This window comes from Aliiroseovarius conchicola (genome assembly GCF_041403445.1).
In the GTDB taxonomy this organism is placed as follows: domain Bacteria; phylum Pseudomonadota; class Alphaproteobacteria; order Rhodobacterales; family Rhodobacteraceae; genus Aliiroseovarius; species Aliiroseovarius conchicola.
Map to the genome: position 1 here is coordinate 332,153 of NZ_JBGEHL010000004.1, position 23,589 is coordinate 355,741.

The 23,589-nt window shown below is 57.0% G+C and carries 30 protein-coding genes; 21 read left to right on the plus strand and 9 right to left on the minus strand.

What is annotated here, in order from left to right; all coding sequences use genetic code 11:
- Positions 1-139 precede the first annotated feature (139 nt).
- A complete protein-coding gene (locus tag V6N04_RS09775) occupies positions 140-724 on the plus strand; it encodes an outer membrane protein (RefSeq protein WP_371169955.1) in 585 nt (194 codons plus the stop codon).
- Between the two features lie 82 nt (positions 725-806).
- Here the strand turns inward: V6N04_RS09775 and V6N04_RS09780 are convergent, their stop codons facing one another.
- Together V6N04_RS09780 and V6N04_RS09785 are read right to left on the minus strand one after the other, a co-directional pair.
- Positions 807-2,699, minus strand: a complete 1,893-nt coding sequence (locus V6N04_RS09780; RefSeq protein ID WP_371169956.1) for an acyl-CoA synthetase — start codon at positions 2,697-2,699, stop codon at positions 807-809.
- Between the two features lie 150 nt (positions 2,700-2,849).
- Positions 2,850-4,646: an ABC transporter transmembrane domain-containing protein gene (locus V6N04_RS09785; protein ID WP_371169957.1), complete on the minus strand. Its 1,797-nt coding sequence runs from the start codon at positions 4,644-4,646 to the stop codon at positions 2,850-2,852.
- 199 nt (positions 4,647-4,845) lie between these two features.
- On the opposite strand from V6N04_RS09785, the gene V6N04_RS09790 reads away from it, so the two are divergent.
- Both V6N04_RS09790 and V6N04_RS09795 read left to right on the plus strand, forming a co-directional pair.
- Positions 4,846-5,238 (plus strand): hypothetical protein, encoded by a 393-nt coding sequence (locus V6N04_RS09790; RefSeq protein ID WP_371169958.1) that lies wholly within the window; start codon positions 4,846-4,848, stop codon positions 5,236-5,238.
- Entirely contained in the window at positions 5,235-5,729 is a 495-nt protein-coding gene (locus V6N04_RS09795; protein WP_371169959.1) for a YdcF family protein, read from the plus strand. Before V6N04_RS09790 ends, V6N04_RS09795 begins: the two co-directional genes overlap by 4 nt.
- On the opposite strand, the gene V6N04_RS09800 is transcribed toward V6N04_RS09795, so the two are convergent.
- The 4 genes from V6N04_RS09800 to V6N04_RS09815 all read right to left on the minus strand — a co-directional run bounded on the left by V6N04_RS09800 (position 5,707) and on the right by V6N04_RS09815 (position 7,536).
- Positions 5,707-6,120 carry a hypothetical protein gene (locus tag V6N04_RS09800; RefSeq protein ID WP_371169960.1) on the minus strand — a complete coding sequence of 138 codons (414 nt, stop codon included), beginning with the start codon at positions 6,118-6,120 and terminating at the stop codon, positions 5,707-5,709. The two genes, V6N04_RS09795 and V6N04_RS09800, sit on opposite strands and share 23 nt — an antisense overlap.
- A 117-nt stretch (positions 6,121-6,237) precedes the next feature.
- The gene (locus tag V6N04_RS09805; RefSeq protein WP_371169961.1) at positions 6,238-6,558 is read right to left on the minus strand and encodes an antibiotic biosynthesis monooxygenase family protein; all 321 of its coding nucleotides are present in this window, start codon (positions 6,556-6,558) and stop codon (positions 6,238-6,240) included.
- 95 nt (positions 6,559-6,653) lie between these two features.
- On the minus strand, positions 6,654-7,031 hold the full coding sequence (locus V6N04_RS09810) for a TFIIB-type zinc ribbon-containing protein (protein ID WP_371169962.1): 378 nt from the start codon (positions 7,029-7,031) through the stop codon (positions 6,654-6,656).
- A 97-nt stretch (positions 7,032-7,128) separates the two neighbouring features.
- Positions 7,129-7,536 carry a universal stress protein gene (locus tag V6N04_RS09815; protein WP_371169963.1) on the minus strand — a complete coding sequence of 136 codons (408 nt, stop codon included), beginning with the start codon at positions 7,534-7,536 and terminating at the stop codon, positions 7,129-7,131.
- 306 nt (positions 7,537-7,842) lie between these two features.
- Here V6N04_RS09815 and ffh point away from each other — a divergent pair, with 306 nt between their 5' ends.
- The 12 genes from ffh (at position 7,843) to rpmE (ending at position 15,691) form a co-directional block, all read left to right on the plus strand.
- Positions 7,843-9,345, plus strand: a complete 1,503-nt coding sequence (gene ffh, locus V6N04_RS09820; protein ID WP_371169964.1) for a signal recognition particle protein — start codon at positions 7,843-7,845, stop codon at positions 9,343-9,345.
- Position 9,346: 1 nt separating this feature from the next.
- A complete protein-coding gene (locus V6N04_RS09825; RefSeq protein ID WP_371169965.1) occupies positions 9,347-9,910 on the plus strand; it encodes a GNAT family N-acetyltransferase in 564 nt (187 codons plus the stop codon).
- Positions 9,907-10,422: a GNAT family N-acetyltransferase gene (locus tag V6N04_RS09830; protein WP_371169966.1), complete on the plus strand. Its 516-nt coding sequence runs from the start codon at positions 9,907-9,909 to the stop codon at positions 10,420-10,422. The genes V6N04_RS09825 and V6N04_RS09830 overlap by 4 nt, the downstream gene beginning before the upstream one ends.
- Entirely contained in the window at positions 10,419-10,718 is a 300-nt protein-coding gene (locus V6N04_RS09835; RefSeq protein WP_371169967.1) for a chorismate mutase, read from the plus strand. The genes V6N04_RS09830 and V6N04_RS09835 overlap by 4 nt, the downstream gene beginning before the upstream one ends.
- Before the next feature lie 44 nt (positions 10,719-10,762).
- Complete coding sequence (gene rpsP / locus V6N04_RS09840; RefSeq protein WP_371169968.1) at positions 10,763-11,176, plus strand: 30S ribosomal protein S16; 414 nt, start codon at positions 10,763-10,765, stop codon at positions 11,174-11,176.
- Between the two features lie 21 nt (positions 11,177-11,197).
- On the plus strand, positions 11,198-11,827 hold the full coding sequence (gene bluB, locus V6N04_RS09845) for a 5,6-dimethylbenzimidazole synthase (RefSeq protein WP_371169969.1): 630 nt from the start codon (positions 11,198-11,200) through the stop codon (positions 11,825-11,827).
- Positions 11,828-11,996: 169 nt separating this feature from the next.
- The gene (rimM, locus tag V6N04_RS09850) at positions 11,997-12,509 is read left to right on the plus strand and encodes a ribosome maturation factor RimM (RefSeq protein ID WP_371169970.1); all 513 of its coding nucleotides are present in this window, start codon (positions 11,997-11,999) and stop codon (positions 12,507-12,509) included.
- Entirely contained in the window at positions 12,506-13,312 is an 807-nt protein-coding gene (locus tag V6N04_RS09855; protein WP_371169971.1) for a hypothetical protein, read from the plus strand. The genes rimM and V6N04_RS09855 overlap by 4 nt, the downstream gene beginning before the upstream one ends.
- Before the next feature lie 96 nt (positions 13,313-13,408).
- Positions 13,409-14,203 carry a tRNA (guanosine(37)-N1)-methyltransferase TrmD gene (trmD, locus tag V6N04_RS09860; protein ID WP_371170006.1) on the plus strand — a complete coding sequence of 265 codons (795 nt, stop codon included), beginning with the start codon at positions 13,409-13,411 and terminating at the stop codon, positions 14,201-14,203.
- Between the two features lie 335 nt (positions 14,204-14,538).
- A complete protein-coding gene (locus V6N04_RS09865; protein WP_371169972.1) occupies positions 14,539-14,706 on the plus strand; it encodes a hypothetical protein in 168 nt (55 codons plus the stop codon).
- A gap of 377 nt (positions 14,707-15,083) precedes the next feature.
- The gene (gene rplS / locus V6N04_RS09870; RefSeq protein WP_371169973.1) at positions 15,084-15,458 is read left to right on the plus strand and encodes a 50S ribosomal protein L19; all 375 of its coding nucleotides are present in this window, start codon (positions 15,084-15,086) and stop codon (positions 15,456-15,458) included.
- Between the two features lie 11 nt (positions 15,459-15,469).
- Positions 15,470-15,691: a 50S ribosomal protein L31 gene (gene rpmE / locus V6N04_RS09875; protein WP_371169974.1), complete on the plus strand. Its 222-nt coding sequence runs from the start codon at positions 15,470-15,472 to the stop codon at positions 15,689-15,691.
- 67 nt (positions 15,692-15,758) lie between these two features.
- Here rpmE and V6N04_RS09880 read toward each other — a convergent pair whose 3' ends face one another.
- Positions 15,759-16,277 (minus strand): Lrp/AsnC family transcriptional regulator, encoded by a 519-nt coding sequence (locus V6N04_RS09880; protein WP_371169975.1) that lies wholly within the window; start codon positions 16,275-16,277, stop codon positions 15,759-15,761.
- Positions 16,278-16,354: 77 nt separating this feature from the next.
- Between V6N04_RS09880 and V6N04_RS09885 the strand changes: the two genes are divergently transcribed.
- Entirely contained in the window at positions 16,355-16,993 is a 639-nt protein-coding gene (locus V6N04_RS09885; RefSeq protein ID WP_371169976.1) for a COG3904 family protein, read from the plus strand.
- Positions 16,994-17,059: 66 nt separating this feature from the next.
- On the opposite strand, the gene V6N04_RS09890 is transcribed toward V6N04_RS09885, so the two are convergent.
- Both V6N04_RS09890 and V6N04_RS09895 read right to left on the minus strand, forming a co-directional pair.
- Complete coding sequence (locus V6N04_RS09890; RefSeq protein ID WP_371169977.1) at positions 17,060-17,425, minus strand: Lin0512 family protein; 366 nt, start codon at positions 17,423-17,425, stop codon at positions 17,060-17,062.
- Positions 17,425-17,769, minus strand: coding sequence for a Lin0512 family protein (locus V6N04_RS09895; RefSeq protein ID WP_371169978.1), 345 nt, complete (start codon positions 17,767-17,769; stop codon positions 17,425-17,427). Before V6N04_RS09895 ends, V6N04_RS09890 begins: the two co-directional genes overlap by 1 nt.
- Before the next feature lie 164 nt (positions 17,770-17,933).
- Here V6N04_RS09895 and V6N04_RS09900 point away from each other — a divergent pair, with 164 nt between their 5' ends.
- From V6N04_RS09900 to V6N04_RS09920, 5 genes are read left to right on the plus strand one after another with little or no spacing between them, the layout of a single operon-like run.
- Positions 17,934-18,746 carry a division plane positioning ATPase MipZ gene (locus V6N04_RS09900; RefSeq protein ID WP_371169979.1) on the plus strand — a complete coding sequence of 271 codons (813 nt, stop codon included), beginning with the start codon at positions 17,934-17,936 and terminating at the stop codon, positions 18,744-18,746.
- Positions 18,747-18,806: 60 nt separating this feature from the next.
- Complete coding sequence (locus V6N04_RS09905) at positions 18,807-19,754, plus strand: ABC transporter permease (RefSeq protein ID WP_371169980.1); 948 nt, start codon at positions 18,807-18,809, stop codon at positions 19,752-19,754.
- The gene (locus tag V6N04_RS09910) at positions 19,751-20,575 is read left to right on the plus strand and encodes an ABC transporter permease (protein WP_371169981.1); all 825 of its coding nucleotides are present in this window, start codon (positions 19,751-19,753) and stop codon (positions 20,573-20,575) included. The genes V6N04_RS09905 and V6N04_RS09910 overlap by 4 nt, the downstream gene beginning before the upstream one ends.
- Entirely contained in the window at positions 20,572-22,149 is a 1,578-nt protein-coding gene (locus V6N04_RS09915; RefSeq protein ID WP_371169982.1) for an ABC transporter ATP-binding protein, read from the plus strand. The genes V6N04_RS09910 and V6N04_RS09915 overlap by 4 nt, the downstream gene beginning before the upstream one ends.
- Positions 22,150-23,589, plus strand: a complete 1,440-nt coding sequence (locus V6N04_RS09920; RefSeq protein WP_371169983.1) for an aldehyde dehydrogenase family protein — start codon at positions 22,150-22,152, stop codon at positions 23,587-23,589. It begins immediately after the preceding gene.

The following is a 23,589-nucleotide window of genomic DNA, read 5'->3' on the forward strand; positions in this document are numbered from 1 at the left end:
TATTCTTGTTCACAGGGACCTTTTTCCCGTGGATCTGCCGGCAAGCGCCCTACTTCTGGTGTGGAAACTGCGCTTGGATTGATCCGAAAACAATTTGTTTGCGTATTAGAAACACAGAAACCAAGAGAGGATCGTTCACATGATGAAGAAATTAATCTCAGTGTCGGCGGCCACAATGCTGACAACCTCGGCGGCCCTTGCGGGTGGCATGCAAGAGCCCGTTGAAGCTCCCACTCTTGCCTACGCACCCGCGCCAGCGGCAACACCTGATTGGACAGGAGCGTATGTCGGTGCACAGGTCGGCTATGCTGATGTTGGCACTTCGATTGCAGGTGTAAACGGCAGCGGCGCGATCGGTGGCATCGTGGCTGGTTATGATTTTGACATGGGCAGTTGGGTTGCCGGTGTTGGCTTGGATTACGATTGGGCGAATGTTGACGTTGGTGGCGCGGCCATCCTGCAAAACGTGCTGCGCGTCAAAGCGCGGGGTGGTTACAAAACCGGTGACGGCCTTATCTACGCAACGGCGGGTTATGCCAATGCCTATACGGATACGCTGGACAACAGTGATGGCTACTTCATTGGCGCGGGCTACGAACACCGCGTAACAAGCTCTTTCAACCTTGGCGCAGAAGTTCTGTACCACGAGTTCTCGGACTTTAACGGCAGTGGCATCGACGTCGACGCAACGACAGTTCAGTTGCGCGGCACCTTCCGGTTCTAAGGCTTTCTGACTGCTTGCAAAAACAAACGGCGCGCCGATCAGGCGCGCTGTTTTCTTGTCTCAAGCGTTGACGCTTAGCTCATCAATCCATCCACTCGAACGGACGGGTGAAGTTGCCAAGGCAATGTGCGACTTCTTCATGATCCACGTCGCCGGTCGAACGTAGGCGCGCGACCAAGCCGCGTTTCTTATCGTCGATCACTTCAACGACCTGGGCGGGATGACCAGCCTCGGTCAGCGCCTTGTTGTAAATTCGAGTGATCGCTGATTTGCGCAGATCGGGCTTGAATACTTTCCCCACCGCGGTTTTGGGCAGCTCGTCCAGAATTTCCACATGCTTTGGCATCGCGGCCTTTTCGTGGATATTTTCCTTGGCATATGCCATCAGTTCATCGGTCGTGACTTCGGCCCCGCCCACAAGCTCGACATATGCGCAGGGCAGTTCACCCGCGTAGCTGTCCGGCTGACCGATGGCCCCAACAAAGGCAACGGCTTCGTGCCCGGCCAGAACCTCCTCGATCTCGGCAGGGTCAATGTTGTGACCCCCGCGGATGATAAGATCTTTGGCGCGTCCCGTGATCCACAGATAGCCGTCTTCGTCCAGGCGGCCCAAATCCCCAGTACGCAAGTATTTCTCATCAGCATAAAGATCTGCATTCTTTGCCGCCTCGGTATACGTATTGCCCGCAAAGACACCGGGGTTGTGCAGGCAGATCTCGCCGACCTCATCGACGCCGTGCTCTTTCTGAACCGCACCGCTTTCATCGCAGGTCAGGACCCTGATATCCGTGTAGGGGAAGGGCACGCCAACTGATCCAACCTTCTTGGCCCCCGTGGGCGGGTTGCATGACACCAGACATGTCGCCTCGGTCAAGCCATAGCCTTCGACGATGTTCACGCCTGTCGCCTCAACAAACCGGTTGTAAAGTTCAATCGGTAGAGGGGCGGACCCAGAGAACGCCGTTTTCAGACTTGAAATATCCGCATCAACCGGGCGCTGCATCATCGCAGAAATCGCCGTAGGTACGGTGATCATGAAGCTGACCTTGTAGCGTTCGATCAGTTTCCAGAAATTGTCGAAAACGCCGTCACCGCGATAGCCCGCGGGCGTCGGATGAACAAAGTGGCTGCCCGCCGACAGGACCGACATCCAAATCACATGCACCGCAAAGACGTGGAACAACGGCAACGGGCAGATGATCACGTCGTTTTCGTCAAACAACAGGCTTGAGCCAAGCCAGCCATTATAAACCATGCCAGAGTATTTGTGCTGCGCCACTTTGGGGGTGCCGGTTGTGCCGCCCGTGTGGAAATAGGCCGCGATCCGGTCCTCGGCGCTGTCTTGGAAATCCAGCGAGGTATTGTGGCGTGACATTTCTTTCACAAAATCCAAGATCCGCGCGTTGTGGTCCACTGGATTCTTGGGACGCAGAAGCGGCACCAGCCAGCTTTTCGGCGGGCTAAGATAGCGGTTCAGATCAATCTCTAACACCGTTTCCACATTCGGCGCTTTGGCCACGGATTTCGCCGCCAACTGTGCGACCTCGGATTTCGGGAAGGACTTGAGCGTCACCAGAACTTTGGCATTCGTCTCGCGCAGGATGCCCGACACTTGATCCGAATCCAAAAGTGGGTTGATCGGGTTTACGATCCCTGCGATTGCCCCACCCATCAGTGTATAGATCGTCTCGTTACAATTGGGCAGAAGGAATGCGACAACGTCGTTTTCACCTATGCCCAGCGACCGGAACAGGTTGGCGGCCTGACAGCAACGCTCTAGCATCTCGCGCCATGTCACCGTTTCCTTGGCATCCGTCGGTCCAGATGTCAGTTGGTAACTCGCGGCGGGTCGGTCGGGAAATTTCTTCGCAGTCCCTTCCAGCATTTGATAAAGCGTGACGGGTTTTTCACGTTCGTCCCAGCTCATCTCGGCCTCGACCGCATTGCGGTCCTTCATCGAGGCAAAATCATACATTCGGCTTCCTCCCTACGCCCGTATGTTCGGGCTGTCATTTGATCATAAGAATGAGGCCAAACGTCCCACCCCGCAAGTGTGACGTGACGTGGCGAATTTAGGTGACGCTAGGAGAGGTCGTGCCGGGAGGCCGCGAATAGGGACGAAAGTCTATTCCGGACCCGCCGTAAACTGCAGCCGCGCCAAGCGCGCGTAGAGCCCATCCTGCGCGACAAGCTCATCATGGGTGCCCTGCGCGACAATGTGGCCTTCGTCGAAGACAACAATCCTGTCGGCTTTTTTCACGGTGGCCAATCGGTGGGCCACGATCAACGTGGTCCGGCCTTGCGCCAGTTCGTCGACAGCATGTTGTACCAATCGTTCGCTCTCGGCATCAAGGGCCGACGTCGCCTCGTCCAAAAGCAAGATCGGTGCGTCGCGTAGAATTGCGCGGGCAATGGCGATCCGCTGCTTCTGCCCACCTGATAACATCACGCCGCGCTCGCCCACAAATGTGTCATACCCTTCCGGTAGTTTCGTCAAAAACTCATGCGCGGCGGCGGCGCGTGCAGCCACTTCGACTTCGGCGTCTGTTGCTTCGGGCCGTCCGAAACGGATGTTGTCGCGTGCCGACGCAGCAAATATCACCGCATCTTGCGGCACCATAGCGACATGCGCGCGGAAGTCGTCACGGCGCATGTCGCGCAGATCAATCCCATCCAGTTTTACCGCACCGGATTCAGGGTCATAAAACCGTTGGATCAACTGGATGATCGTCGTCTTGCCTGCCCCTGATGGACCTACAAGAGCAACCGTTTCGCCGGGCGCGACCGTTAACGTGACATCCCGCAACGCCGCTTGGGTCGGGCGCGCGGGGTAGTGGAAGACCACATCTTCAAACGCGATGGCACCTTTGGGACGTTCAGTGAGTGTTACCGGTTTGGCAGGATCTTTGACCGTGTCCTCGGCGTTTAACAGCTCGACCAATCGTTCGGTCGCACCTGCGGCGCGTTGCAGTTCGCTCCAGATTTCTGACAAGGCCCCGACCGCGCCGGCGACCATCACTGAATAGATCACGAACTGGACCAGCGCCCCAATCGTCAGCGTATCGGATGTCACATTGCGCATACCGATCCAAAGAACACCGACCACACCAGAGAAGATCAGTGCAATGACGATCACGGTCATGATCGCCCGTGTCAGAATTCGTTGCTTGGCAGATAGAAAGCTTTCTTCGGTCAGATCGGAAAACACACCACGACTTCGATCTTCGTGGGTAAAGGCTTGAACGGTCTGCACCGACAGCAACGCCTCAGACGCATTCCCCGAGCTTTTGGCGATCCATTCCTGGTTCTCACGCCCCAACACCCGCAAACGGCGCCCTAATACGATGATTGGAACGATGACAAGCGGCACAATCAACAACACCAGCCCCGTCAACTTGGCCGAGGTGTAGAGCATCAGTATCAGCCCGCCAAAAAAGATGAACACATTGCGCAGCGCCACCGAGACAGACGACCCGATGACCGACAAGATCAACGTCGTGTCCGTGGTGATCCGGCTTAGGACTTCACCGGTCATGATGTTTTCAAAGAAAGCGGGGCTCATGCCGACCACACGGGCAAAGACAGCTTTGCGGATGTCTGCAACGATCCGTTCGCCAAGTCGGGTCACCAAATAGTAACGAAGCCCAGTGCCCAGCGCGAGCAGACTGGCGACCACAAGGGCTGCCAGAAAGTACTTGTCCAGCAACTGGGCTGTACCTGCGCCGAAACCATCAATCACGCGCCGTACGGCCAGCGGCAAGACCAACGAAATCCCTGCGGTAAAGGTCAGCGCAGCGAAGGCAGCAAACAACCAGATGCGATATGGGCGCACGAAGGGCCAGAGCCCGGAAAGGGCGGTTATCTGCTTTGATTTCTCGCGCTCGTCCATCTCGACGCTTGTGGCGCCTGCTTCTCGTGCCATGGGGTCCCCTCTCTTTCTCGCAGAGATAGCGGGGTGGGCGCAGGCACACAAGCGTATCTGATTGGATCCCTCTGCCTGAGCCCTTTGGTCGCAGTCGCCGCGCCACCTGGCGGTCGCTCTATTCCGGCCCCACACTTCCCCCGCCCTGCCGAGTGATGTATCTTGGGGAAATGGAAGCATTTGTTCAGGAATTGGTACCATGAGTCTTTCACGACACCTCCTTGGATTGATGGGGCTTGGCCTTCTGGTCGGCCTTAGCGCCTGTGCCACCCCACAACAGCGCTGCGTTGCCAGCGCGTCTGCTGACGCGCGTGGGCTGTTGGCTGAAATCCGGGAAAAGGAAGCGACCATCGAGCGGGGGTATGCGCTTTTCAAGCAGACCAAACCATATCGCACGTCCCAAATCTGCTATACCAAAGAAAAGAAAGCCTATCTGTGTTGGCAAACCCGTTTTCGCGAGGTCGAAACACCTGTCACCGTCGATATTCCTAATCAGAAAGCCCAGTTGGCCAGCATGAAAGCCCGGTTCGGCCCCTTGCAGCGTAAGGCCGTTGCCGGGATCAAAGCGTGCCGCAAAGCCTATCCTGAATGACACGTATCGCGATTGTGCTGGGAGCAGCGGTGCGTCCGGACGGTACAGCATCGCCCGCCCTGCGACGCCGGTCCGAAACCGCAGCGAAACTATTCTTGGAAAGTCATGTTGACCGAATAATCGCCTCAGGCGGCGTTCCTCGGGCGGGGAAGAGCGAAGCCGAACTCATCGCTGAGATATGCGTCCAAGCTGGTGTTCCGTCCTCAGCCGTCATTGAAGAAAACAAGTCGGGCACCACATTTGAAAACATCAAGAACTGCATCGACATGCTTCCCCAAGATGCTCAAGTCACACTTGTGACCGATCGTTATCATAGTTTTCGCGCTCGAATGGTCGCGCGGGAATTTGGACTATTTACCAACAGTGTATCGCCTGAAATCGGATCTCAGTCCGTCTATCGCATCATTCAAGCGTATGTACATGAAGCGGCAGCATTGGTGCATCATCTGCTCCAGCGTATAAAACGGATCAATTCGCGACGGTCACGGTAACCGACGTGCCGCTGTTGCCTTTGCCAAAAATCCGCACAAAAACAACGGCTCCACCCTGCAACAGCCGTTTGGCCGCAGCGGGATCAATGGTGCCGTTCATCACCATGCGTTCCATGATCTTCCGGTTCCCAATCGAGCCGAAGAACGGGTCAAATTCATCACCTGGTTGGCTGATCCCAAACCGGTGAAAATTCGCACGATCCTGCCGAAGAACCTGCCACGGCTGGGTCAGGCGCGCACCCTTTGAATTCACCAAATCGGGCTGGCCGATATAGGCGGTATAAGCTCCGATAAGGTCTTGTGCGCTTGCCGGTGACGCGAACAGCGAAAGGGCTGTGGTTACAGCCACCCCCCTTAACATGCTTCGCAGATGATCGTATTTGCGCGCCATCGCGTGCCTCCAATCGCTGCCACCAGTTTGTGTGGAGGACGTCTGAACGTCAATGCAGGCGATCCTTACCTGCTCCGTAGCTCGGCCTTCGCGTCGACGCCTTGCCTTCCCACCGGGTCAGTTAAACGTCTCAAACACGTCATACATGACCGGTTCGAAGCTCTTGCACATAAGCGCGATCTTCCGATTACGTTCGCGCATTTCGGCTGTACGCAGCATCGCCTGAAAATCTTCTCGGCGCTTCCATTGCGAATAATTGGCAATACGGGTCTGCGCGTCATTCACATGCAGGCCCGCCCCGACAAATCCGGGTTGCTTTGAGATGAAGCTGTCATAAGCGTCCTGAAGCGCGTCCAGAAGGTCCTGGCAGGTGCCCGGCGTCATTTCGAACGTGGTAATAACGGTTTGATAGTCGGGGGCTTTGCTGATTTTGGGCATGGCGTCCTCCTTGTCGTTATAACAAGCCTAGCGCCATTCGCCCGTCAGATGAACACGAGATTTGAGGGGAGGGCTGAAATGGCTCACCCATTCTATCAATCGAAGTCAAAAATCTCGGCCAAGATCGACTTGCGCTTGCGCTTTTTATAGCGACGCCCATGCCGATAATCGTCATCATCATCGTCGTCGCGATACTTACCCTTGCGCGATGGCTTACGATAACGGTCATCGTCATCGCGATCGTCATACTGCGCGCGGCGCAGTTCTTGCATCCGCACCGGCTCTGAAGCCGGAGGGGGTGGCGGCGCAATCGGATCCGGGTCGGGCAGCACAACTGCGGGTGTGGCTTTTTCAATGATCTTGTCCAACTCGCCGCGATCCAGCCAAACACCCCGACACTGGGGGCAATAGTCTATCTCGACCCCTTGGCGCTCGGTCATTCTTAGCTCGGTTCCGTCTATCGGGCATTTCATGTACTGGACACTCCGTCTTTTAATCCTATTGCACAGATGTAGGTACGAAAAAGCGGGCCACAAGGACCCGCTTTGCCACCTTCATGTTGATCTGCACCTACCGCGATACATGCACCGCACACGGCGCATGACGCACGACACGTGCGGCGGTCGATCCCAGAAAGAAATCCGTAATGCCCGGACGGTGTGAAGCCACAACGATACAATCCACACCATGCTGTTTAGCATAGTCGACAATGGCGTGACCTGCATGGCCCGACACAACCGCGGTGCCAACATTTGGCTCGTCGTGAAGCTCAGCAATCATCCGGCGTTCAAGCTCATTGATGTTCTCTTCCATCTGTCCTTCGGGCAGATACTGCGCAACATAGGCCGGAATATCTTCCATCACATGAAGGGCAGTGATCTTCGCGCCCTTCTCGGCGATGGCCTTGGCGATGCTCAGCGCCTCATCAACATTGCGCTCATGATCCAGCGCGATTGGTACAAGGACATTTTTATACATCTCATAGCTCCTTTAAGAGTGTTGTTCATTTGATCCTAGGATACCTGTCGCAAACGGCGTGAACCATGATGCAGGTCAAAGCCTGCTGACAGCTGGAAAGGCAGGCACAATCCTTGACAGCAACGGCCAACAGGTCTAAATCCCGCCACAACTCCGGGAGTCGTTAAGCTTCCGGTCCCATGGCTTATGCCGGGATCGCCCCCTGTCAGCGCGTCGCGCCCACAGGGGCGTCACTGGTTTGAGGTTTGGATTTGCGCAGCCCGCCCCTTATCTATGGGGCAAATGAAACGGCAAAGGAGCCGAAATATGTTCGAGAGCCTGTCAGATCGCCTATCCGGTGTCTTTGACCGCCTGACGAAACAGGGTGCGCTGTCCGAGGATGACGTGAAAACCGCGCTGCGCGAAGTGCGTGTGGCATTGCTTGAGGCTGACGTCTCGCTGCCCGTTGCGCGTGATTTCGTGAAGAAGGTCCAAGAACAAGCGACGGGTCAGTCCGTTACCAAATCCGTGACCCCCGGCCAGCAGGTTGTGAAAATCGTTCACGACGCATTGGTCGAGGTTTTGACCGGCGAAGGCGAACCCGGTGCGCTGAAGATCGACAGCCCCCCTGCCCCGATCTTGATGGTTGGTCTGCAAGGTGGTGGTAAAACCACGACGACCGCCAAGCTCGCCAAACGTCTGACCGAGAAAGACGGCAAGCGCGTGCTGATGGCATCGCTCGATATCTACCGCCCGGCCGCGATGGATCAGTTGGCTGTGCTGGGCACGCAAATCGGTGTGGACACCCTGCCGATCGTTCCCGGCCAGAAACCCGTCGACATCGCCAAACGCGCCAAGCAGCAGGCGACCATGGGCGGCTATGACGTCTTCATGCTCGATACCGCTGGCCGTCTACACATCGACGATGTCCTGATGGGCGAGGTCGAAGAAGTCTCGGCCGTCGTGAACCCACGCGAGACCCTGTTGGTGGTTGACGGCCTAACCGGTCAGGTCGCGGTCGAGGTTGCGCAGGAATTTGACGACAAAGTTGGCATCTCTGGCGTGGTCCTGACCCGTATGGATGGCGACGGTCGTGGTGGTGCCGCCCTGTCGATGCGCGCTGTCACCGGCAAGCCGATCAAATACGTTGGTCTTGGCGAAAAGATGGACGCGCTGGAAACGTTCGAGCCTGAGCGGATCGCAGGACGCATCCTAGGCATGGGCGACATCGTTGCTCTGGTCGAAAAAGCCCAAGAAACCATCGAGGCCGAACAGGCCGAGCGCATGATGAAGCGCTTCCAGAAGGGTCAGTTCAACATGAACGACCTGAAGATGCAGCTGGAACAGATGATCAAGATGGGCGGCATGCAAGGCGTCATGGGGATGATGCCGGGTATGGGCAAAATGGCCAAACAGGCCGAAGCCGCCGGCATGGACGACAAGGTCCTGAAACGTCAGATCGCGTTGATCCAGTCGATGACCAAACGCGAACGCGCCAACCCGCAGCTTTTGCAAGCCAGCCGTAAAAAACGGATCGCCAAAGGTGCCGGGCTGGAAGTGTCCGAGCTAAACAAGCTTCTGAAAATGCAGCGCCAGATGGGCGACATGATGAAGAAGATGGGCAAAATGGGCAAAGGCAAGATGCTGAAGCAAGCCATGGGCAGCATGTTCGGCAAAGGCGGCGGGATGCCCGACATGGGCGGCATGGATCCGTCGTCGATGGACCCCAAGGCACTGGAACAAGCGGCCAAAGCCATGGGTGGCAAACTGCCCGGCTTGGGTGGCGCTGGCCTGCCCCCCGGCCTGTCTGGTTTCGGGAAGAAAAAGTAACATGATCTCGCCCGTCACCATCCCCTGCCCCGGTGCCTCTATCGCCGAAGCTGCGCGCAAGGCTCTGCCTGTACTGCGCACGCAGCGGCTGGTGTTGCGCGCGCCGGTGCTGGCGGATTTCGAGGTGTTCCAGCGGTTGTTCTCGCTGCCATCGGCGAAATTCATGGGGCAAACACCGGGCGACGAAGATATCTGGGCGCAGTTCACCAACTATGTCGCGGGTTGGGTGCTGCGCGGGGACGGAATGTTCACGGTAAGCCACAACGATACCGTCATTGGTTTTGTCTTTGCTGGGGTTGAGCCGGGCGACCAAGCCATTGAACTTGGCTTTTTCATCGACCCTGAAGCGCAACGCCAAGGCTTCGCCTTCGAAGCCGCCAACGCCGCACTGGCACATCTGCGCAGCATCGGACCCGAGATGATCGTTAGCTATGTTGACCCTGCCAACACCGCCAGCCAAGCGCTGGTCGCCAAGCTTGGCGGTGAACAAACAGGCACGCTCGATGGATCGCTTGTCTTCACCTATGCGGTAGACAGCGATGGCAGCCCGGAGGCCTATGTATGATCGCACCGACATTAAACACACCGCGGCTAACACTACGTGCACACCGCATCGAGGACTTCGAAGATTATGCCGCTCTTTGGGGTAGCGATGATGCTCGCCTAATGGGTGGGCCATTGGGCCGTGACGCGGCTTGGGGTGCGTTTAGCTCCGACATCGCGGCTTGGGTTTTGTTTGGCTTTGGGGGCTGGGCCGTGCAGCGTAAAGACGATGGCGCTCATATCGGACAAGTCGGCTTGAACAAGCTTCCAAGCTTTGCGGAAACAGAATTGGGATGGTTGGCTTACCCTCAGCACCGAGGGAACGGTTACATTACCGAGGCAGCTCGCGCTGCGCTCGACTTCGCCTTTAATACGGCCGGGATGAAAACTCTTGTCAGCTATGTAGAAACCGAGAATACCGCCTCGATCCGCGTAGCAGAAGCGCTAGGCGCGATCCCAGACGAGGTCGCAGCTCGACCAGACCCGTCCGACATTGTCTACCGCCATGCCCCGGCTAAGGAGACGCTTTCATGAGCAACGACACCACGATCCGCGCCGCTGAGCTGTTGAAAGACCACCGCGAAAGCATTGATCGGCTGGACTCGATCCTAGTCTACACGCTCGGTGAGCGCTTCAAGCACACCAAAGCCGTAGGCAAGTTGAAAGCAGAACACGACCTACCGCCGTCGGACCCGGCGCGCGAGGCCAAACAGATCGAACGTCTAGAGGAGCTTGCGCGCCAAGCCGATCTGGACCCCGAATTCGCCAAGAAATTCCTGAACTTCGTCATTGATGAAGTCATCAGGCATCACAAGAAACACCAAGAATGATCGGGCGCAAGCCCCTCAAATAGCTAGTAAAAAGGAAAACTCTCATGGCTATGAAAATTCGTCTCGCCCGTGGCGGCTCGAAAAAACGTCCCTTCTATCGCGTTGTTGCTGCAGACACACGTATGCCGCGCGATGGCCGCTTCATCGAAAAGCTGGGCACGTATAACCCGCTTCTGCCGAAAGATTCGGAAGAGCGCGTGAAACTGGACATGGAACGCGTTCAGTATTGGCTGGACCAAGGTGCACAACCTTCAGACCGCGTAAGCCGCTTTTTGGAAGCCGCTGGTGTTCTGGAGAAAAAAGAGCGCGCCAACATGAAGAAAGCCGAGCCTGGCCAGAAAGCCAAGGAACGTGCTGAAGAGAAAGCTGAAAAAGCTGCTGCTGCGAAAGAAGCTGCTGAAGCTCCGGCTGAAGCACCTGCCGAAGAAGCCGCAGAAGAAGCAACCGCCGAAGAATAATCGGACCGGTTTGGATCTGACATGCACGCCTTTTCGGACGAGTTTCAGTCGGATCTTGAAGATCTGATGCGTTGGCGGCGCGATGTGCGTCGCTTTCGCCCAGATCCTGTGGACGAGGCACTCTTGCAAGAGTGCCTCGACGCGTTTCTGCTGGCCCCGTCGGTGGGGCTGTCAGAACCTTGGCGGGTTGTTCGTGTCGAAAGCGAGCAGGCCCGAGCCGCTTCTCTGGCGAATTTCAGCAAAGCAAACGACGATGCGTTGCGCGGTTATTCCGGCGATAAGGCCAAGCTTTATGCCGGGCTAAAGCTGTCGGGAATGCAGGACGCACCCATTCAGCTGGCAGTGTTCAGCGACGAGGCGACCGATAAAGGTCATCAGCTTGGTGCAGGAACGATGCCCGAGATGCGGCGCTATTCCGTCGTCTCGGCGATCATGTTGTTTTGGCTTGCCACCCGCGCACGCGGCTTGGGCCTTGGCTGGGTGTCCATTCTGGACCCTGCCAGGTTGAGCGCTGATCTTAACGTCCCCGCCAACTGGCAGCTTGTTGGGTATTTCTGCCTTGGATGGCCGGAAACAGTTGAAGACAGCCCGGAACTGGAACAATCTGGTTGGGAAACCCGCCGCGGTGCGCTTCCCGTCGAAACGCGCTGACTGAATGAAAGGCTGACCGTGCCATGGGATTGCTCCTTCATCCATTTCGGTTGATTTTGATCGTCGGCGCAGGTTTTCTTGCGGGGCTGATGTTTGAACGAAGCTCTATGAATGATCGCTGCACAGACCGGGGTGGGTCGGTGGATCGTGGTATTTGCACAGGTGTGAAATGAGTGATGACCGGATTTGTGTAGGCGCCATAGCAGGTGCCTTTGGCGTCAAAGGTGAACTTCGCGTCAAAAGCTTCTGCTCTGACCCCGAAGCCATCGGGGAGTACTCTCCGCTGTGGTCCGAGGATGGCAGCCGCACCTTCGAGCTGACCCTCATTCAACCCATCAAAAGCGGTTTCTCGGCAACAATCGATGGCGTCACCACGAAAGAAGACGGCGACGCGCTGAAAGGTGTTCGCCTGTTTGCGAATCGTGACGCGCTTCCCAGCCTGCCAGATGACGAATACTACCATGCCGACCTGATCGGGCTGGAGGTCTTGGATACAGGAGGGACGTCGTTGGGCCGCGTCTCAGCTGTGCACAATCATGGCGCAGGCGATGTGCTAGAGGTTCAGGGGCCCGGCCTGAAGAACGGGGCACTATTGCCGTTTACGCTTGAGGCTGTCCCAACAGTTGACCTGTCGTCCGGTCGCATCATTACCGACCCTCCCGAGGGTGTCTTTCCAGAATGACTCAAGTCATTGTTCATGCTGGGTTTCATAAGACCGGAACGACCAGCTTGCAGAATTTCCTTCACCAAAACCGCAAGGAACTTCGCCCCTATTTCGACTATTACGGCCAGAATGACTTTCTGAATGCTGGGGCAAAAGCGCGCTTTTACGCACAGCGCCCTTACCCACACCGGCTGCACCGATTTCGACGGTCATTTCGCCGGTTCCTTAGTCAAATCCCCGATCACAAGGTCATCATCCTGTCCCGAGAAAGCTTTTCCGGTGGAATGCCCGGACATCGCAAGCTTGGTGGCAGGTTAATCACGTCGTATCAAAGGCCCGCTTTGAGGTTGGCTCGGGTGATCATTTCAGAGTTGCATCGCCGGTTCGGCGCCAAGGCCAACATTACCTTCTTCTATACGACCCGCGACCGGCAAGCGTGGCTCAAGTCGGTTCATGGGCATTTGTTGCGTTCGATAAACCTGGCGGATGACTTCGAAACATTTTGCACGCGAATACCCGATCAGATCAGCCCGACGGATCAAGCGCAGAACATGCGCTTTGCCCTTTCACCGATCCCAGTTGTCACCGCGGCATTGGAAGATTATGCCGATCACCCTCATGGACCAGCAGCCGCCCTTCTGGACCTTGTGAACGTACCACAAAGCGTTCAGGCTCAACTTGCCCCCGCCCCAATTTCCAATCGCGGGCAAAGCAAAGCCCAGCGCGACGCCTTTCTGGAACTTAACCGAAGCGGCCTTTCAAAGCCCGAGCTCAAATCACACAAGGCTCAACTGCTAGCCGGGCTGCCCGCACAACGCTGACTTCCCAGACGAACCGAAACCCGCTAAGTGGGGCGCATGAATGACACGCCCGATCAAAAAGCCAGCTCTGACACATCCCCCGCAAAGTCCCGCGCAATGAAGTCGCATGGCAAGATTGCGGTTTCTGCGTCGATGAAACCACGCGAACTGATGACCGATACGCCGCGCTATGTCGGGACGTGGACGGCGAAGGTCATCACTTTGTTTCCAAGTGCCTTTCCCGGTGTGCTTGGCGAAAGCCTGACCGGTCGCGCCCTGAAAGACGGGTTATGGGCGCTAGAGCCAATTGATCTGCGGCCGTTTGGCGAAGGCAAGCACCGCAACGTGGATGACACGCCAGCAGGCGGTGGTGCGGGTATGGTTCTGCGCGCCGATGTTGTCTCGAAAGCGATCGACACGGCGCAATCTGGTGCGACATCGGATCGGGCAAAATGGCCCGTGGTCTATATGTCACCGCGCGGGAAGCCCCTGACACAGGCCATGGCACGGCGATTTGCCGCGTGCGATGGGATTACCGTATTATGCGGACGGTTCGAGGGCGTGGATGAACGCGTGCTCGACGAATACGATATCGAAGAGGTCAGCCTTGGTGATTTCATCCTGACCGGCGGTGAAATCGCGGCACAGGCTATGCTGGACGCCACCGTTCGCTTGCTTCCAGGCGTCCTTGGCAACGAGGCCTCAACCGAAGAAGAAAGCTTTTCGGCGGGTTTGCTGGAGCATCCTCAATATACCCGTCCCGCCATCTGGCGCGGACGCACAATTCCCGAGGTCCTGACGTCAGGCCACCACGGAAAAATCGCGGAATGGCGGCACGAAATGAGCGAGCAGATCACCCGCGAACGCCGCCCTGACCTATGGGAATCACTTCAGGAAAAACGGCGGAAGTAGGGCCATTTGCTGCATTTCTCGCCATGATTGAAATGCGGCTTTTTTGTGCCTTTGTTTCGAAAAGTTCAATTGTCTAAATCCAGACTCTCGAACTGTTTCCAAAAACCTTGATTTCTCACCACTTACATCCCTTTGGCATCGCTATTTATGGGGAACCCAGAAAGGTGAATTTGTGTCATTTTTACGGCGTGCGAGGGTTGATCAACAAATAGAACAAACACCCTTTACGTGAGAGTTCGCAGACAAAACCGCGACCATCTTGCTTAGTCTCTTTTTAGGAAACACGGCCTTCTATTGGAGGGCAGCAAGATAAAAACACGGGAAAGGTGAACGACATGGAACTTCTGATCACAGCAAAGCAAAACCGCATCAACGCACTGAATGCCCTTGAGCAAAAAAAGCGCGCAGCGTGCACCCTGCGCCCTTCGGTTAGCCTCAAGCGTCGCATTCCCATGTTCCGCACTGCGCGGAACGACTTTTCGACACCCCTCGTTCTAGCCTAACTGAGGCCACTCACGGTCGTCGAAGCCCCGGAAGCTGCGCCATTATTCTTGGCGCAGCTTCCTTTTTTTTCCGCAGATGCTCTATGATAGATGTCGCGCTGATACACCTTGCAGCACTGGGTGTTTCGATACCTCAAGAGGTCTTGCCAGCCCCCTCCAAACACCCTATACACCGCCCGTCTGGCACTCATCCGAGTCGCGCGGGCGTTTTTCTTTTGGGCGAGTGCGTTCTTCTGCACATGGGACCCCGACAGAAAGCACCAAAGAAACGACGGACGACCTCCTGCGGGCGCATATGCGGACCCGGTGAAGACAAGGAGCTCTTGGACGGCAACAAACTTTGCGGAAAAACCGCAAGCATAAAAGGAGCGTTTCAGATGGACCTGATCGCACAAATCGAGGCGGAACAAGTTGCCGCCCTGGGGAATGAAATCCCCGATTTCAAAGCCGGTGACACAATCCGTGTCGGCTTCAAAGTGACCGAGGGTTCGCGCACCCGTGTGCAGAACTACGAAGGCGTTTGCATCAGCCGCAAAAATGGCGAAGGCATTGCCGGCTCGTTCACCGTTCGCAAGATTTCCTTCGGTGAAGGCGTGGAACGTGTGTTCCCGCTGCATTCGACCAATATCGACAGCATCACAGTTGTGCGCCGTGGTCGCGTTCGTCGCGCGAAACTGTACTACCTGCGTTCGCGTCGTGGTAAGTCTGCTCGTATCGCCGAAGATACCACATACAAAGCCAAGAAAGCCTGAGGAGCGTCAGCATGAAAAAGGATATCCATCCCGACTACCACATGATCGACGTCAAAATGACCGACGGCACGATCGTTCAAATGAAGTCGACCTGGGGCGCCGAAGGCGACACCCTGGCGCTGGACATCGACCCAACCGCGCACCCGGCGTGGAACGGCGGCAGCTCGAAACTGCTGGACACCGGTGGCCGCGTGTCGAAGTTCAAATCGAAATACGAAGGCTTTGGTTTCTAATCACTGTCTCTTTCGAAAAGAAAACGCCGCTCCAATTTTGGGGCGGCGTTTTTGATTACAGCTGGGCCTACCCCCGATCGGCATCGGTAAAATCGATCAGATGATCATGTTTGATCTGCGACCACACCAGCGTTGATTTATACCGCGATACGGCCGCCTGATCCATCAAACGATATTCAGCCCAAGTCTCGAACTCTTCGGGCGAAGATGAATGCGCCATCAACATGTAATCGTATTCGCCCGACACCGAATAGCACTGGGATACATGGGGGTCATTTTCCATCGCCTTGCGAAAAGCCGCGTCCTTCTGGCGGTCCACGGAATGACACCAAACTTGTACCAGAAAGCTTAAACCGCGCAGCGACGGATCAACCAGTGATACATCCGCACGGATGATACCGGCCGTTCGAAGCGCCAACAAATGGCGACGTACCGATGATGGGGACAAGTTCACCCTTTCGCCAATCTGGGCGTGGGTGAACTGATTGTTTTGCTGCACGACGTTCAATATCGATCGATCCATCCTGCTCAGAACAAATTTGGCGGCTTTCGTCATACAGAACCTATATTCGGAGAAATACGCCATCAGCATGCACCAAATCGCCGCCAATCGCCAACATAAAGGTCTATATCCCTGTCGAACGAGCATCAACGGAGGTTTCCATGCGCGTATCACAATTTCTGTTTTCGACCGTTGTCGCCGGCTCTCTTCTGTCTCTGACCGCATGCGGAGGGATAGGCGCCGATGACTACGACGCCCTCACGATTACGGCTGAGGGCGAACAGCTGGTCGCCCAAGGCGTGATCGATGGTTCAAGCGTCAGCGTTGTTCGCAACGCAATCGCCCAGAACCCACAAGCCAAAACACTTATCTTACAAAACATTCCCGGTTCAGCCGATGACGTGGCCAATCTGAAGCTTGCCCGAATGGTTCGCGATGCAGGATTGCGAACAGTGGTCCCTTCCGACGGGATGGTCGCGTCCGGCGGCACTGATTTGTTTCTGGCTGGCACCAAACGCCGCGCCGCGCCCGGGGCCTGCGTTGGTGTTCATAGCTGGGCAACCGGAGGCATCACAGGTGTGCAACAGGCAACGGACTTCCCGCGCGACGATCCCGAACACCAAAAGTACCTAAGCTACTACGCAGAAATGGGCATCCCTGCGGCATTCTACTGGTACACGTTGGAGGCCGCACCAGCTGAGAGCATCCATTGGATGACCGCAGCTGAGGTCAATGAATATCGCCTGACCACCAGCCCTGCCCAGACGATGTCGGGCGCGCAGGTTTGTGATCAGAGGTAAGACTCAAAACAAGAGGGTTGGAGGGCCGGTGCCCTCCGGCCTTCCTTCGGCGACGGGAGACCACTTTCAGGTTGACTGGGAAAGGTGATACCGCCCTGTCATATTCGGCAACCATGCCTCCACAGCTGCGGTTGCGATCACATGTACCTGCCCCGCGCTCTCGGTATTCATCCCACCTTTCACCGCCCGCACCTCAGCGCGTCCGCGGGGAAGTTCGGCGCGAACGACGTCAAGGTCCACAAGATCCGGCGCAGCCACGCCGATTATGACGGATACCCGCATCTTGGTGTGATCGACGCCCAGCTCAGAAAACAAGGTGATGGAGGAATGGTGCAGCGCATCCTGAACAGCCCGGCACGCCGCTTTGGTATAGTCCTGCCCATACAGGTCGTTGCCCGTACCCATCTCAAGGATCATTCGTTTTTCAGACATCAGACGGGCTCCATATCAAAGCTGACGGCGATGGCCGCGTTGGCGATTACCGTACAGCCACCAGAAGGCTTTGGCACGTCCAACCCGCCGTGTTTCACCTGAACGGCAACCTGACCATAGGGGAAAATCTGCGCAAGCTGATCGGCATTGACACTGTCGGGCTGTTGCACCGCAACTTCGACATCCACGACCATGTTTTCTTTTTCGAACCCAAACAATTCGGCCATGTTGACCGAGTTGTGCCAAAGCGCATCGCGGATCGCGCGCGCGGCGGCTTCGGTATAGTCTTCGCGGCGCAAGGATGTGCCCATGCCAAATTCGACCAAAACGCGTGTTTTTGCCATTCGTTCACCTCTTTCCCTCACGGGATACCAAAATTTGGGCGTGATCATAGAGCCACCCTGCCGCAATTCAGTTGCGAATTGGCTCTGCCGCCCCTTTCCCCGGATCAGGAACACACATATAGTTGCGCCAACTAAAAAATGTTCAAGTAACCGGGGATACAGGCTTGGCACATATCATTGTCGTGGGGAACGAAAAGGGCGGAGCCGGAAAATCGACCGTATCCATGCATGTGGCGACGGCGCTCTCTCGGATGGGGCATAAGGTTGGGGTCCTTGATCTTGACCTGCGCCAAAAGACCTTCGGTCGTTTCGTCGAGAACCGCAAAGCCACCATGGCCCGTGCTGGTGTCGAATTGGCGACCCCTGAATATCATGATTTGCCCGAGGTTGATCCAGCCAGCTTGAAGCCGAGTGAAAACCCCTATGACCGCCGCCTATCCATGGCCGTAGCGGCACTGGAGGCAGACCGCGATTTCATCATCATCGACTGTCCCGGTTCACACACGCGCCTTAGCCAAGTTGCACATTCGCTGGCTGACACGCTGATCACACCATTGAATGACAGCTTCGTTGATTTCGACCTTTTGGCGCATATCGACGCCGAGACAAACAAAGTCACCGGCCCTTCGGTTTATTCCGAGATGGTTTGGAACGCCCGTCAGTTGCGTGCCAAGGCAGGCTTGAAACCCATTGATTGGATCGTCGTGCGCAACCGTCTGGGCGCGCAGATGATGCACAACAAGAAAAAGATGGGCGACGCGGTCGAAGATTTGTCCAAACGCATCGGCTTTCGTGTGGCTCCGGGCTTCAACGAGCGTGTTATCTTCCGCGAGCTGTTCCCACGCGGCCTGACTTTGCTTGATCTGCGCGACATTGGTGTGGTGGGGCAGATGAACATCTCGAATGTGGCCGCCCGTCAGGAATTGCGTGAGCTGATGAAGGCGCTGAACCTTCCCGGTGTCGAGGTTAAGATCTAACCACACCCGACGCGTTTTTCCCTCTTCCCGCCGGGACGCCCCCCGTCTAACCTCGCGCATATGTTGCGTTTTGTCCTGACCCGCGCTTTGTCACTTGGCCTCAGCCTTGTGGTCGCCTCTTTGGTGATCTTTGCAATGATCGAGGTGATCCCTGGTGACCCGGCCTCGTTCATGCTGGGCCTGAACGCGCAGCCCGAGACTGTGGCCGCCCTGCGCGATGAGCTTGGTCTGAACGGCTCGCTTCTTGCGCGCTATCTGGGCTGGGTCGGGGGCCTGTTAACCGGCGATTTCGGCATCTCCTATACTTACCGGGTTCCGGTGGCCGAACTGGTGTGGGAACGGCTTCAGGTTTCGCTTCCGTTGGCGATCTATGCGCTGATCTTGTCGACGCTTATTGCCATCCCGGTTGGGATGTATGCCGCAACCCGGCGGGGTGCCACCAGCGATTATGCCGTCATGGGTGTCACGCAGCTTGGCATCGCCGTTCCGAATTTCTGGTTTGCGATGCTGCTGGTGATGCTGTTTGCCGTGCAGTTGCGCTGGTTCTCGGCCGGCGGGTTTCCGGGCTGGGATGAGGGTGTCGGACCCGCGCTGAAGGCTTTGACCTTGCCCGCGATTGCGCTTGCCTTGCCGCAGGCCTCTATTCTGGCGCGCGTCATGCGGTCCTCATTGCTGGACGTGCTGCACCAAGACTATATGCGCACGGCTCGGGCCAAAGGATTGACCGTCGCACAGGCCACACGGCGTCACGCACTGCGCAACGCGCTGATCCCGGTCCTGACCATCATCGGCTTGCAATTCAGCTTCCTTCTGGCCGGTGCCATCATTATCGAGAACGTCTTTTTCCTGCCGGGGCTTGGTCGGTTGATCTTCCAAGCCATCACCCAGCGTGACCTCGTGGTCGTGGAAAGCGTCGTGATGTTATTGGTCTTCGCCGTCATCCTCGTGACCTTTCTGGTCGACATTGCTTATGCAGTCGCAGACCCAAGACTAAGACGACGCGCATGAGGAACCTTCCCGCCCAGCTTTGGATCGGTGCCCTGCTTAGCGCAATTTTGCTATCCGCCGCGCTGCTGTCTTTTCTGTGGACACCCTATGACGTCACCTCGTTAAACATTGCAGAACGGTTACGTGCGCCATCGGGTGACTACCTTCTGGGGACAGATCACTTTGGCCGCGACCTTCTGTCGATGTTGATGGAGGGTGGGCGGATCTCGATCGCTGTCGCGGTCTTGGCAGTCGGGATCGGAATGGGGGCTGGTGTGCCGCTGGGATTGCTGGCCGCCGCCAACCGGGGTGGTTGGCTGGACGAGGTCATCATGCGTGGCAACGATCTGATCTTTGCGTTCCCATCTCTGGTCATCGCCATCCTGATCACAGCCACATTCGGTCCGTCAGCCACAAACGCGATCATCGCAATTGGCATTTTCAATATCCCCGTTTTCGCCCGGGTGGCGCGCGGTGGGGCAATGACCATCTGGACGCGCGAGTTTATCATGGCCGCCCGCGTGGCGGGCAAAGGCAAGGCGCGGATCAGTGTTGAGCATATCCTGCCCAACATCGCCAACCTACTTATCGTGCAAGGCACGATCCAGTTCTCACTCGGCATTCTGGCCGAAGCAGGGCTAAGCTACGTAGGTCTTGGCGCGCAACCCCCAACCCCCAGTTGGGGGCGCATGTTGGCCGATGCACAAACCATGATCTACACCGACCCACGTCTGGCCATCGCGCCGGGGCTGGCAATTGTGGTCATGGTGCTAGGGCTGAACCTGATGGGGGACGGGCTGCGCGATCTGCTTGATCCAAGGATCAGAAGGGCACGCGAATGATACGGATTGAGAACCTTGCGCTTAGCATCCACGACACGCCCATTTTACAGGACGTGGACCTGTCCATCGCCCCCGGCCAAGTGGTCGGCCTGGTTGGCGAAAGCGGGTCGGGGAAATCTATGACGGCGCTGGCATTGATGGGCTTGGCGCCCACCGGGTCCGAAACGAAAGGCCAACTATGGCTAGACGACACCGATCTGGCCACACTCTCAGAAGAGGCGCTGTGTGACATACGCGGTCGCCGCATCTCGATGATCTTCCAGGAGCCGATGACGGCGCTGAACCCGGTCAAAACCATTGGCGATCAGGTGGCCGAAACCCTATTGATCCATGGCCAAGCAAGCAAAGAAGACGCCCAGCGCGTCGCGGCTGAGAAACTCACGCGCGTCGGCTTGCCGCAGGATCGGTTCCCTCTGGACCGCTATCCACACGAACTGTCCGGCGGGCAACGTCAACGGGTGTGCATTGCGATGGCCATCGCGCTCCATCCTGACCTGCTGATCGCGGACGAGCCAACCACCGCGCTTGATGTGACCACGCAGGCGCAAATTCTCGATCTGTTGAAAGAGCTTGTGGCTGAAGAAAATATGGGCCTGCTTTTGATCACCCACGACCTTGCCGTTGTGGCGGGTATGGCAGATCACGTGGCTGTCATGCGCAAGGGCGTGATTGTTGAACAGGGTGAAACCGAGGCGCTGTTTCGCACCATGTCACATCCCTATACACGCCAACTTCTAAAAGCATCCGACCACGTACCAGATGGGCAGTCGGCCCCAACAGAAACGCCTTTACTGGAAGTCCGGAACGCGATCAGAGATTACCCCCTGCCCCGCACCCAAATCTTTGGCCCAGCCCCTCTCTTTCGCGCTGTGGACAGTGTCAGCTTCACGCTTTCCAAGGGCGAAAGCCTTGGGCTTGTGGGGGAAAGTGGATGCGGAAAATCTACGCTATCGCGCGCTATATTGGGCTTAGAACCCTTGCAAGGTGGCGAGATCCTTCTGAATGGAACACCCATCGCGCCCGACATGCCAGCCGACCGGCGCGCCGGATTACAGGTGGTGTTTCAAGACCCTTATGGCAGCTTTAATCCACGCTGGACTGTCGAACGATTGGTGGCAGAACCTTTCCATCTGCTGGGCGCGCGACCAGACGATTGGCGCGGACGCGTCCGCACCGCACTTGCCGAAGTTGGACTGGGCGACGATGCGATGGAACGCTACCCACACGAATTCTCGGGCGGGCAACGCCAGCGGATCGCCATCGCGCGCGCTTTGATCCTGCGGCCCGAGTTGATCATCCTAGATGAGGCGGTCTCCGCGCTCGATGTCTCGATCCGCGCCGATATTCTGGACCTCCTTGCTGACTTACAATCCCGTCATGGACTGGCGTATCTGTTTATCAGCCATGATCTTGGCGTCGTGCGTTCGATCACCGACCGGGTTCTGGTGATGCGTGCAGGTAAAATCGTCGAGGAAGGCGCGACAGAAGACGTCTTTACAAGACCCACGCATGACTACACCCATACCCTGATCAACGCCGCGCCGGTCATCCCGCTTGCGTGGAAGGAGGCCTAAATGGACGAGCTTTGGTTTGACCCCACAGAAATCTTGATTGGCGGAGCTTGGCAGAGAACCCGCGCGACAATTGACGTGGAGGATCCCTCGACGGGAGACATATTCACACAAATCGCGCGCGGCCAAGAACACGAGATTGATACGGCAGTGGCCGCAGCACGCGCGAGCCTCGACAGCGACTGGGGTCGCATGACCGCGACTGAACGCGGCCGTATCTTGACCCGTATCGGCCAGTTGGTTGAAACCCGGATCGAAGAACTGGCGGCGCTTGAGGCGCGCGATGTTGGCAAGCCCCTTACCCAAGCGCGCAATGATGCGGTGGCGTTGGCACGGTATATGGAATTTTACGGCGGCGCTGCTGACAAGGTGATGGGTGAAACCATCCCCTATCTGGACGGCTACACCGTATACACGTTGCGCGAGCCTCACGGAGTCACTGCGCACATCGTGCCTTGGAACTATCCCATGCAGATCATCGGGCGCTCGGTCGGAGCCGCCCTTGCGATGGGCAACGCCTGCGTTTTGAAACCTGCTGAGGAAGCCTGCCTGACCGCGCTGGCCTTCGCGCGACTGGCCGAAGAAGCGGGTCTGCCCAAAGGAGCTCTGAATGTCGTGACGGGGCTGGGGGAAGAAGCAGGCGCCGCCCTGTCGGCTCACCCTGATGTGGACCATATCAGCTTCACGGGGTCAGTTCCCGTAGGCGGTTTGGTCCAAGCCGCAGCCGCTGGCAATGTCGTGCCCGTCACACTGGAGCTGGGTGGCAAGTCGCCCCAATTGGTCTTTGATGATGCCGATCTTGACGCCGCACTCCCGTTCCTTGTCGGGGCCTGCATCCAGAATGCGGGCCAAACATGCTCGGCCAGTTCTCGGGTGTTGGTTCAGCGCGGGGTCTATGATCAGGTGGTTTCACGCATGGGGGCTGCTTATGATGCGCTTCAGGTTGGAACAGCGCAAGCGGATCTGAATGTCGGGCCATTGATCTCAGCGCGTCAAAAGGAAATCGTCGAAGGGTATTTGGCAAAGGGCGCTGAGCTACGCATTGCCGGGCGCGGTCAGTATTCCGACATACCCGACGGTGGCCACTATGTTGCGCCTACGCTGTTTGCCGACGTCCCTCCCGACCATCCGCTGGCGCGCGACGAGATTTTCGGACCCGTGCAGGTCGTCATTCCATTCGACACAGAAGACGAGGCCATCAAAATCGCCAACGCCACCGATTTCGGTCTGGTCGCCAGCATCTGGACCGCGGATGGTGCCCGCCAGATGAGATTGGCCAAACGACTGCGCGCGGGACAGGTGTTCATCAACAACTACGGAGCGGGAGGTGGTGTGGAACTGCCCTTTGGTGGCGTGGGTAAGTCCGGCCATGGTCGTGAAAAGGGGTTCGAGGCGCTCTATGGTTTCTCGCAGCTCAAAACCGTCGCCGCGAAGCATGGATAG

Coding starts and splice junctions, on each gene's coding strand:
- V6N04_RS09775 (WP_371169955.1), top strand. CDS start 140: ATGATGAAGAAATTAATCTCAGTGTCGGCGGCCACAATGCTGACAACC.
- V6N04_RS09780 (WP_371169956.1), bottom strand. CDS start 2,699: ATGTATGATTTTGCCTCGATGAAGGACCGCAATGCGGTCGAGGCCGAG.
- V6N04_RS09785 (WP_371169957.1), bottom strand. CDS start 4,646: ATGGCACGAGAAGCAGGCGCCACAAGCGTCGAGATGGACGAGCGCGAG.
- V6N04_RS09790 (WP_371169958.1), top strand. CDS start 4,846: ATGAGTCTTTCACGACACCTCCTTGGATTGATGGGGCTTGGCCTTCTG.
- V6N04_RS09795 (WP_371169959.1), top strand. CDS start 5,235: ATGACACGTATCGCGATTGTGCTGGGAGCAGCGGTGCGTCCGGACGGT.
- V6N04_RS09800 (WP_371169960.1), bottom strand. CDS start 6,120: ATGGCGCGCAAATACGATCATCTGCGAAGCATGTTAAGGGGGGTGGCT.
- V6N04_RS09805 (WP_371169961.1), bottom strand. CDS start 6,558: ATGCCCAAAATCAGCAAAGCCCCCGACTATCAAACCGTTATTACCACG.
- V6N04_RS09810 (WP_371169962.1), bottom strand. CDS start 7,031: ATGAAATGCCCGATAGACGGAACCGAGCTAAGAATGACCGAGCGCCAA.
- V6N04_RS09815 (WP_371169963.1), bottom strand. CDS start 7,536: ATGTATAAAAATGTCCTTGTACCAATCGCGCTGGATCATGAGCGCAAT.
- ffh (WP_371169964.1), top strand. CDS start 7,843: ATGTTCGAGAGCCTGTCAGATCGCCTATCCGGTGTCTTTGACCGCCTG.
- V6N04_RS09825 (WP_371169965.1), top strand. CDS start 9,347: ATGATCTCGCCCGTCACCATCCCCTGCCCCGGTGCCTCTATCGCCGAA.
- V6N04_RS09830 (WP_371169966.1), top strand. CDS start 9,907: ATGATCGCACCGACATTAAACACACCGCGGCTAACACTACGTGCACAC.
- V6N04_RS09835 (WP_371169967.1), top strand. CDS start 10,419: ATGAGCAACGACACCACGATCCGCGCCGCTGAGCTGTTGAAAGACCAC.
- rpsP (WP_371169968.1), top strand. CDS start 10,763: ATGGCTATGAAAATTCGTCTCGCCCGTGGCGGCTCGAAAAAACGTCCC.
- bluB (WP_371169969.1), top strand. CDS start 11,198: ATGCACGCCTTTTCGGACGAGTTTCAGTCGGATCTTGAAGATCTGATG.
- rimM (WP_371169970.1), top strand. CDS start 11,997: ATGAGTGATGACCGGATTTGTGTAGGCGCCATAGCAGGTGCCTTTGGC.
- V6N04_RS09855 (WP_371169971.1), top strand. CDS start 12,506: ATGACTCAAGTCATTGTTCATGCTGGGTTTCATAAGACCGGAACGACC.
- trmD (WP_371170006.1), top strand. CDS start 13,409: ATGAAGTCGCATGGCAAGATTGCGGTTTCTGCGTCGATGAAACCACGC.
- V6N04_RS09865 (WP_371169972.1), top strand. CDS start 14,539: ATGGAACTTCTGATCACAGCAAAGCAAAACCGCATCAACGCACTGAAT.
- rplS (WP_371169973.1), top strand. CDS start 15,084: ATGGACCTGATCGCACAAATCGAGGCGGAACAAGTTGCCGCCCTGGGG.
- rpmE (WP_371169974.1), top strand. CDS start 15,470: ATGAAAAAGGATATCCATCCCGACTACCACATGATCGACGTCAAAATG.
- V6N04_RS09880 (WP_371169975.1), bottom strand. CDS start 16,277: ATGGCGTATTTCTCCGAATATAGGTTCTGTATGACGAAAGCCGCCAAA.
- V6N04_RS09885 (WP_371169976.1), top strand. CDS start 16,355: ATGCGCGTATCACAATTTCTGTTTTCGACCGTTGTCGCCGGCTCTCTT.
- V6N04_RS09890 (WP_371169977.1), bottom strand. CDS start 17,425: ATGTCTGAAAAACGAATGATCCTTGAGATGGGTACGGGCAACGACCTG.
- V6N04_RS09895 (WP_371169978.1), bottom strand. CDS start 17,769: ATGGCAAAAACACGCGTTTTGGTCGAATTTGGCATGGGCACATCCTTG.
- V6N04_RS09905 (WP_371169980.1), top strand. CDS start 18,807: ATGTTGCGTTTTGTCCTGACCCGCGCTTTGTCACTTGGCCTCAGCCTT.
- V6N04_RS09910 (WP_371169981.1), top strand. CDS start 19,751: ATGAGGAACCTTCCCGCCCAGCTTTGGATCGGTGCCCTGCTTAGCGCA.
- V6N04_RS09915 (WP_371169982.1), top strand. CDS start 20,572: ATGATACGGATTGAGAACCTTGCGCTTAGCATCCACGACACGCCCATT.
- V6N04_RS09920 (WP_371169983.1), top strand. CDS start 22,150: ATGGACGAGCTTTGGTTTGACCCCACAGAAATCTTGATTGGCGGAGCT.